This is a genomic window from Nocardia tenerifensis NBRC 101015, assembly GCF_000308715.1.
Classification (GTDB): Bacteria; Actinomycetota; Actinomycetes; order Mycobacteriales; family Mycobacteriaceae; genus Nocardia; species Nocardia tenerifensis.
Genome location: NZ_BAGH01000526.1, coordinates 1 through 6483, shown reverse-complemented (window position 1 = coordinate 6483; position 6483 = coordinate 1). Strand labels below are relative to the sequence as shown.

Sequence of the window (6483 nt, the reverse complement as noted above, 5' to 3'; positions counted from 1 at the left end):
CGCGCTGCCGAAGGAGTGCCCGAGTAGGCAGAAGCCCTGTCCCACCGCGTGTTTGGCGCGGAAGTCATGCAGGGCGGCCGCGATGGTCCGCGCCTGCCGCGAGATCGACTGCCCGGCAGCCGGTTCGGCCGCCGACGCCGGGTAGCCGGGGCGGTCTATCGCGAGCACCGTATAGCCGAGCCGTGCCCCGAGCGTCAGCAAGGACACGTCGGGGTGCGCGCGGCCGTCGAAGTAGTGCGCGCTGGTGCCCGCGCCGTGCAGCGCGACGATCACCGCGCGCGGGTGCTCGGCCGCGCACAGCAGCGCCGACAGGGTGAGTTCGCCTGCCACCAAGGCGATCCGGCGGACCTGGGGAACCGGGGCCACCTCCTCCGCCGCACCGCTGAGCCGTAGCTCGGCGGCGAGCGGCAGGCCGCCCGGCGCCGCGTCGACGACGATGCCGTGCGGGTCGAACTCGTCGGCGGCCATGATCACTCGACGGCGAGTGCGCCCGCCCGGTCCTCGGCGTAGGCCTTCGCGAGTTCCAGCGTGGCACTGCTATTGGTGCTCAGGGCATTTCGTACGTAGTCGCGCGCGTCGGCCGTGGTCGCGTTCTCGCCGAGGATCGAGGCGATGTTGGCGGTGTTCAGCACGACCGTGTGCTGTGAGGTCGCGAGCACCCCGTCGTCGGTCGGCGTGAAGGTCCACACACCCGTGTGCAGCGCGAGCAGTTTCGGCAGGGTGACCTGCTTGTAGACGATCCGCTCGCCGGGGAACACCACCCGATACGACATGGTGCGGTGGGTGGATCCGTCCTTGGCCCTGGTGTCCATCTCGAGGGTCTGCACGCCCTGCTCGGTCTGCTCGAACCGGACCGAGGCCACATGCGGGAGTCGCTCGACCCACCGGTCCGCCTCGTTCACGAAGTCGTACACATCCTCGGCCCGGCCGCGCACCAGCACCGAATCCTCGAAGGAGAAGGTGGATTCCGTTGCGGCGAGGGTCGATTCGATATTGGTCCGCAGCGCGGACAGCTCCGCGCGGGAGTTGCGGTCGACCGCGGCCTCGATCCACGCGAGGCCGTCCGGGTCGTCATCGATCGCTCGGTAGCCGTGCAGCAGCCGCACGCGCGAGTTGCCGGCCTCGTCCGGCTCGATGATCCACTCCCCGTGCATCGTGGCGACCGGCGGCGCGGAGACCTCCTGCTCGAAGCGGATGCGAAATCGGTCGGGATCGAGGGTGCGACGCGAAACCCAGCTCTTCGGCTCGCCGTTCGCGGTGGCCCAGATATGGATTCGTTCGGTGCGGTCGCCGGTGCTCGCCTGCTCGACGTGGATGGTGGGCGGGAAGATGCGCGGCCAGTTCTCGACCTCGGCGAGCAGTCGGTAGACGACGGCGGCGGGCGCCGCGATCGTGATCTCGTGTTCGCAGGCACGGTGGTCGGCTGTGGACATGATCGCCTCCTGGGCGGGGTGGATGAGTGTCAGAAGTTGCCGAGGCCGCCGCAGACGTTGAGCGCCTGGGAGGTGATGGAGGCGGCCACATCCGAGGCCAGATAGCCGACCAATCCCGCGACCTCGTCGGGCGTCGAGTACCTGCCGAGCGGGATCTTCGACTGGAACTTCGTGAGGATCTGGTCCTCGGTGGTGTCGTAGGCCGCGGCATAGCCCTGTCGAACCCGTTGGGCCATGGGCGTTTCCACGTAACCGGGGCATACGGCGTTGACCGTGATGCCGGTCGGGGCCAGCTCGTTGCCGAGCGCTTTGGTGAAGCCGACCACCCCGTGCTTGGAGGCCGAGTAGGGCGCACCGAGCACGACGCCCTGCTTACCCGCCGTGGAGGCGATATTGATGATGCGGCCCCACGGTTTGTCGCGCAGGCCTCCGGTGGTGAGCACCTCGCGGGTCATCCGGAAGACGCTGTGCAGGTTGGTGTCTATGACGTCGAACCAGAGTTCGTCGGCGATGTCGGCGGTGACGCCGCCGCCGCTGCGGCCCGCATTGTTCACCAGGATGTCGACACCGCCGAAGCGGGTGACCGCGGCGGTGACGAACGCGCGCACCGAGTCGCCGGACCGTACGTCGAGCTCGGTGCCGTCGGCCTGGAGATCGCGTTCCCGCAGAGCCTTCACCGTCTGCGCGACGGTCTCCGCGGTGCGTGCCCCGATGAAGACCCGATGTCCCTGTTCCGCAAGCTGATTCGCGACCGCGAGGCCGATGCCGCTGGTCGCCCCGGTGATCAGCGCGACCCGGCCGTCCCGCGTACTCATGCCGCCGTCCCCGCCGCGATGGCGGTATTGACCGCGTCGACGAACGAGCGCGGCGTCTTCGCGCCGGTCAGCACCGAATCATCAAGGGAGATACCGTATTCGCGTTCGATGCGGCCGCCCGCCTCGAGCAGCGCGAGCGAGTCGTAGCCGAGATCCTCGAACTCCTGATCGGTGTCGGAGACGAAATTGGCGCCGTCGCCGCCGACCGCGGCGAACATGATGCCTTGGAAGTCCTCCATTGTGAGATGCCTTGTGGCCATGAGTTTCACCTTTCTGGGAGAGAATGCTCGCGCCGTGAATTCCGCGCCGCGACGGACCGCGTCTCGCGTGGGTGGCGCACGACGACGCCGGGCCCGGTTACGGGCAATGGGGCGTGGAGTAGCTGGACCTGGTCGCCTCGATCGAGGACGGCCCGGACCGCACGGGGTTGCCCTGGGGGTCGGTGACCTGGGTGTCGCCGGAACTGCTGAACTTGTCGCGCTTCTGGTTGGCCGTGTGCTGCACCGCGACATACGCGGCAAGCGTGCCGTCCGGCAGGTACACGTCGTGGGTGAGCTGGAAGGTGAACCGGTTGTACCCGGCGGGCTGCCAGGTTCCGGTGCCGGTGCCGGTGGCCTCACCCGGGTGGCCGAAGGTCAGGCAGACCTTGCCCGACGCGGTGAACTTCAGGATGGACTCGTGCGGCGGGTCCTCGCTCACCTTCACCAGACCCGTCCAGGTGCCGACCGGCAAGAACTCGATGGGCTCCGCCGAGGCCGGCTGCGCGGGCACCGCGGTGGCGGCCAACCCCGCGAGCAGCAGGAGAAGTGTTTTGGTCATATGCCAGATCTTGGGCGCAGTGACTCGCGTCGCACTTGAAGTCCTCTGAAGACCGTCTCGAGGGACGCGGGCGCTGAATCTCCAGCTGTCGCAGGCTATTACGGTGCCGCCGCGGGCACAGGGGTGATCGCCCGACGCCGGGAGCCCGCCGGTGGTGAGACCGGCCGGGCTACCCGGGTCGAGTGAGCGGGGGCGGGGGCCTCAGCGGCGGTCGGCCTCCAGCACCCAGATCGGCAGCAGCATCGCCCCTTCGTCGTCCAACTCGGGCCGGAAGCCGCTCTCGGCGAACGACGCCAGGATGGTCTCGGACGCCACCGCCGTCAGATTTCCCGGGCGCAGGGTATTGATCGACCAGTCCGCGGTATCGAACGTGGCGCGCAACTCGTTCTCATCGATCGCGTACGGCGCGAACGCGTCGCTGTAATCCGTTGCGGCGAAGGTGAACTGGATGAGCCGCGCCCCTGGCCGGGTCACCCGCACCAGTGCGTCGACATGCGGCCTGCGCTGCTTCGGCTCGAGGCAGTGGAACAGCGCGCTGCTGACCACCGTGTCGAAACGGCCTTCGTAGCCGGTGAGTTCGGTGGCGTCGGCGACCGCGAACGACACCGAGACCCGCTCGGTCGCCGCCCGCATGCGGGCCTTCTCGACGGCCGTCGGGGACAGGTCGAGCCCGGTCACCCGATATCCGCGGGCCGCCAGGTAGATGGCGGAATCGCCTGGCCCGCAACCTATGTCGAGAACATCGCCGTGCACCCGGCCGGACTTCTCGAACTCGACCAGCTCGGGTTGTGGCCGGCCGATCTCCCACGGCAGCCGGTCCAGTACGGCCTCGCCGGGCAGCAGGGTGTGGTCCTGATAGCTCTGTTCGAAATCGACCATCGACGGTTCGGTGCGGGGATTTGCGTCAGTCATATGATGTCGCCTATCGCTCAGCGTGGGCATCCGACGCATTCATCCTACCTTCGCATGGAGCGCGGACCGCGTTCTGTCACAACGCGAAGCGCCCTCGACGCGCCGACCGCGCCGCCCCCGGCTACTCGCCCCACTTCAGATAGATCACCGGTTGCTCCCGGTGGGGCAGCTGCCGCAGCACCATCCGGTCGAGGCCGAAAGTCTCACGGAGCGCGGCGGTTACGCCGGGCCACCGGGGATGCCCGAGTTCGTCGAAGGCGATGATGCTGCCCTTGGCTAGATGGGGACGGATCGCCTCGAGCAACTCGCGCGTCGGCGCGTAGAGATCGAGATCGAAGAAGGCCAGCCCGATAACCGTCTCCGGGTTTTCCGCCAGATACTCCGGCACGGTCTTCCTGACATCGCCCTGGACTACGAAGGTGCGCTGGACGTGCGAGACCGAGTCGCCCGACTCGTGTGCCGCCAGCACCTCGCGCAGATGGTCTACCTCGTGGTCGGGGACGGCGAATCTGCCGACGGCCGCGCTCGGGCTCACCTGGTCGATGTCGGCGAGGTCGGGAAATCCGGTGAAGGTGTCGAAGCCGATGATGCGGCGGAAGGAGTTGTACGGCTCGTACAGGCTGCGCAACGCGGACAGGATGGCGAGATGGCGGCCGTGCAGAACGCCGAATTCCATGATGACGCCGGGGATCTCGGGCAGCATGCGGTAGAGCGCGTCCATGGTCAGCAGATCGGCGAGCTGATGGCGCCGCAGGTACACCGGAAGATTGTCGATCAGATAGTGCGGCGGCATCGGCGTCTCGGTCAGCAGTTCGGTGAGCCGCTCCCGCACCTGCTTCTCCAGCGCGGACTCGTGCGGCAGATACCGCGGCGGCTTGTGCTCGGTCTCGGTCATCGGGTTGCCTTTCTCGATATGGCGCCCCACCCGGAGCGGGCGGGCGTGTGCTGCGGCGGCGACGGGATCAGGAAATCCACGCATCCGGGGCGGGGCCACCCCGGCCCAGCGGCGGGAACAAGGCGTCGAGCCTGGCGAACTCCGACTCCGACAGCGATATCCGCAGCGCCTCGATCGCGCCGTCGACATGGTCGGTCGTGCGTGGCCCGATGACCGCGGCGGTCACCTCGGCGTGGGACAGCACCCACGCGAGCCCGACCTGGGCCGGGTCGCGGCCGATCTCGGCGCAGAACCGTTCGTACTCCACGATGGTGTCGCGCCGGTCGCGCAGCGCGGTGAACGCGCGGCCCTGAGCCGACTTGACCGCGGTGCCCTCGGCCAGCTTGCGGATCGCGCCGCCGAGCAGGCCGCCGTGCAGCGGTGACCACGCCAGCACGGCGATGCCGTAGGCGCGCGCCGCCGGGAGCACCTCCGTCTCGGCGAACCGGGTGGTCAGGTTGTACAGGCACTGCTCGGAGGCCAGCCCGAGGAAGTGACGGTTGCGCGCGGACTCCTGTGCGGCGGCCAGGTTCCAGCCCGCGAAGTTGGACGAGCCGACATAGCGGACCTTGCCCTGGCCGACCAGCTGCTCCATGGCCTGCCACACCTCCTCCCAGCCGACCGCGCGGTCTATCCGGTGCATCTGGTAGAGATCGATCCAGTCGGTGCGCAGGCGCCGCAGCGACGCCTCGCACTCGGCGATGATGTGCCGGGCCGAGAGGCCCTGATCGTTGGGCCCCGAACCCATTTCGTTGCCGACCTTGGTGGCCAGCACGATCTCCTCGCGACGCCCGGGTTCGGCCCGCAGCCACCGTCCGATGACCTCCTCGGTGTATCCCTTGTAGACGCGCCAGCCGTACAGGTTCGCGGTGTCGAGCAGATTGACGCCGTTGGCCAGTGCGTAGTCCATGAGCCGGTGGGCCTCCGGTTCCTCCACCCGCCCACCGAAATTCACCGTGCCGAGGGCGAGGCGGCTGACCTTCAGGCCGGTGCGCCCCAGTTGCGTGTAGAACCGGTCGTGGTCCAAGAATGTCCCCCCTGGATATGTGCCGTCGCTCAGCGGGCGGCGAAAGTGCTTGTTACCGCGTGCTTCTGAGTGATCTCTCCAGTGCCCGCCAGGACTCGCGCTCGGCTGCGGACAAGCCGCGGCCGTCGCGTCGATGCATCCGATCGATGCGGTCGTGGTGCGGCCGGCTCACCTCGACCATGGAGGCATCGATGTGGTAGCCCCAACCGATCGCGTAGAAGCCGGGCGTCAGATGAATCGCGAACCTGCGGAGTCTGCGCAGGCCCCGGCGCAGACGCGCGGATCGCTCTCGACGGTCGGTCATGATCGCACCATCCTGGGGATCGAGCCTCGAAGGTGGGTTGAGCCGCGCTTCAGCGAAGAACCGCCGGTGCGCGGCACCGGGTTCGGTCATCGGCGACCACGCGGAGCGACGGCCAGGTCCCGCAGCCGGGGCGCCGCGGCGTCCTTGGGCGAGCGGAGCAGGGTCAATCGCTGTCCGTCGCGTCCGGTGGCGGGCCAGGCGATGCCGATGTCCGGGTCGAGCGCGTCGACCTCGTGGTC

General features: G+C 68.6%; 9 protein-coding genes. All 9 read right to left on the bottom strand.

Going from position 1 to position 6483, the window contains the following annotated elements; translation table 11 throughout:
• On the bottom strand, positions 1-468 hold a 468-nt coding region (locus ON39_RS35160), incomplete at its 3' end, for an alpha/beta hydrolase (protein WP_157195568.1).
• A 2-nt stretch (positions 469-470) separates the two neighbouring features.
• Positions 471-1433, bottom strand: coding sequence for an aromatase/cyclase (locus ON39_RS35155; RefSeq protein WP_040740633.1), 963 nt, complete (start codon positions 1431-1433; stop codon positions 471-473).
• 29 nt (positions 1434-1462) lie between these two features.
• A complete protein-coding gene (fabG, locus tag ON39_RS35150; protein WP_040740632.1) occupies positions 1463-2248 on the bottom strand; it encodes a 3-oxoacyl-ACP reductase FabG in 786 nt (261 codons plus the stop codon).
• The gene (locus ON39_RS35145; protein ID WP_040740631.1) at positions 2245-2508 is read right to left on the bottom strand and encodes an acyl carrier protein; all 264 of its coding nucleotides are present in this window, start codon (positions 2506-2508) and stop codon (positions 2245-2247) included. Before ON39_RS35145 ends, fabG begins: the two co-directional genes overlap by 4 nt.
• Before the next feature lie 97 nt (positions 2509-2605).
• Positions 2606-3067, bottom strand: a complete 462-nt coding sequence (locus ON39_RS35140; protein ID WP_040740630.1) for a hypothetical protein — start codon at positions 3065-3067, stop codon at positions 2606-2608.
• 201 nt (positions 3068-3268) lie between these two features.
• The gene (locus ON39_RS35135) at positions 3269-3979 is read right to left on the bottom strand and encodes a class I SAM-dependent methyltransferase (RefSeq protein ID WP_051187496.1); all 711 of its coding nucleotides are present in this window, start codon (positions 3977-3979) and stop codon (positions 3269-3271) included.
• Positions 3980-4100: 121 nt separating this feature from the next.
• The gene (locus ON39_RS35130; RefSeq protein WP_040740629.1) at positions 4101-4874 is read right to left on the bottom strand and encodes a class I SAM-dependent methyltransferase; all 774 of its coding nucleotides are present in this window, start codon (positions 4872-4874) and stop codon (positions 4101-4103) included.
• 67 nt (positions 4875-4941) lie between these two features.
• On the bottom strand, positions 4942-5940 hold the full coding sequence (locus ON39_RS35125; protein ID WP_040740627.1) for an aldo/keto reductase: 999 nt from the start codon (positions 5938-5940) through the stop codon (positions 4942-4944).
• 52 nt (positions 5941-5992) lie between these two features.
• Positions 5993-6244 carry a hypothetical protein gene (locus ON39_RS35120; protein ID WP_157195567.1) on the bottom strand — a complete coding sequence of 84 codons (252 nt, stop codon included), beginning with the start codon at positions 6242-6244 and terminating at the stop codon, positions 5993-5995.
• Positions 6245-6483 lie beyond the last annotated feature (239 nt).

What these genes read in the sequence shown, in the direction of transcription:
- ON39_RS35155 (WP_040740633.1), bottom strand. Translation starts at nt 1,433, where the DNA reads ATGTCCACAGCCGACCACCGTGCCTGCGAACACGAGATCACGATCGCG.
- ON39_RS35130 (WP_040740629.1), bottom strand. Translation starts at nt 4,874, where the DNA reads ATGACCGAGACCGAGCACAAGCCGCCGCGGTATCTGCCGCACGAGTCC.
- fabG (WP_040740632.1), bottom strand. Translation starts at nt 2,248, where the DNA reads ATGAGTACGCGGGACGGCCGGGTCGCGCTGATCACCGGGGCGACCAGC.
- ON39_RS35140 (WP_040740630.1), bottom strand. Translation starts at nt 3,067, where the DNA reads ATGACCAAAACACTTCTCCTGCTGCTCGCGGGGTTGGCCGCCACCGCG.
- ON39_RS35145 (WP_040740631.1), bottom strand. Translation starts at nt 2,508, where the DNA reads ATGGCCACAAGGCATCTCACAATGGAGGACTTCCAAGGCATCATGTTC.
- ON39_RS35135 (WP_051187496.1), bottom strand. Translation starts at nt 3,979, where the DNA reads ATGACTGACGCAAATCCCCGCACCGAACCGTCGATGGTCGATTTCGAA.
- ON39_RS35120 (WP_157195567.1), bottom strand. Translation starts at nt 6,244, where the DNA reads ATGACCGACCGTCGAGAGCGATCCGCGCGTCTGCGCCGGGGCCTGCGC.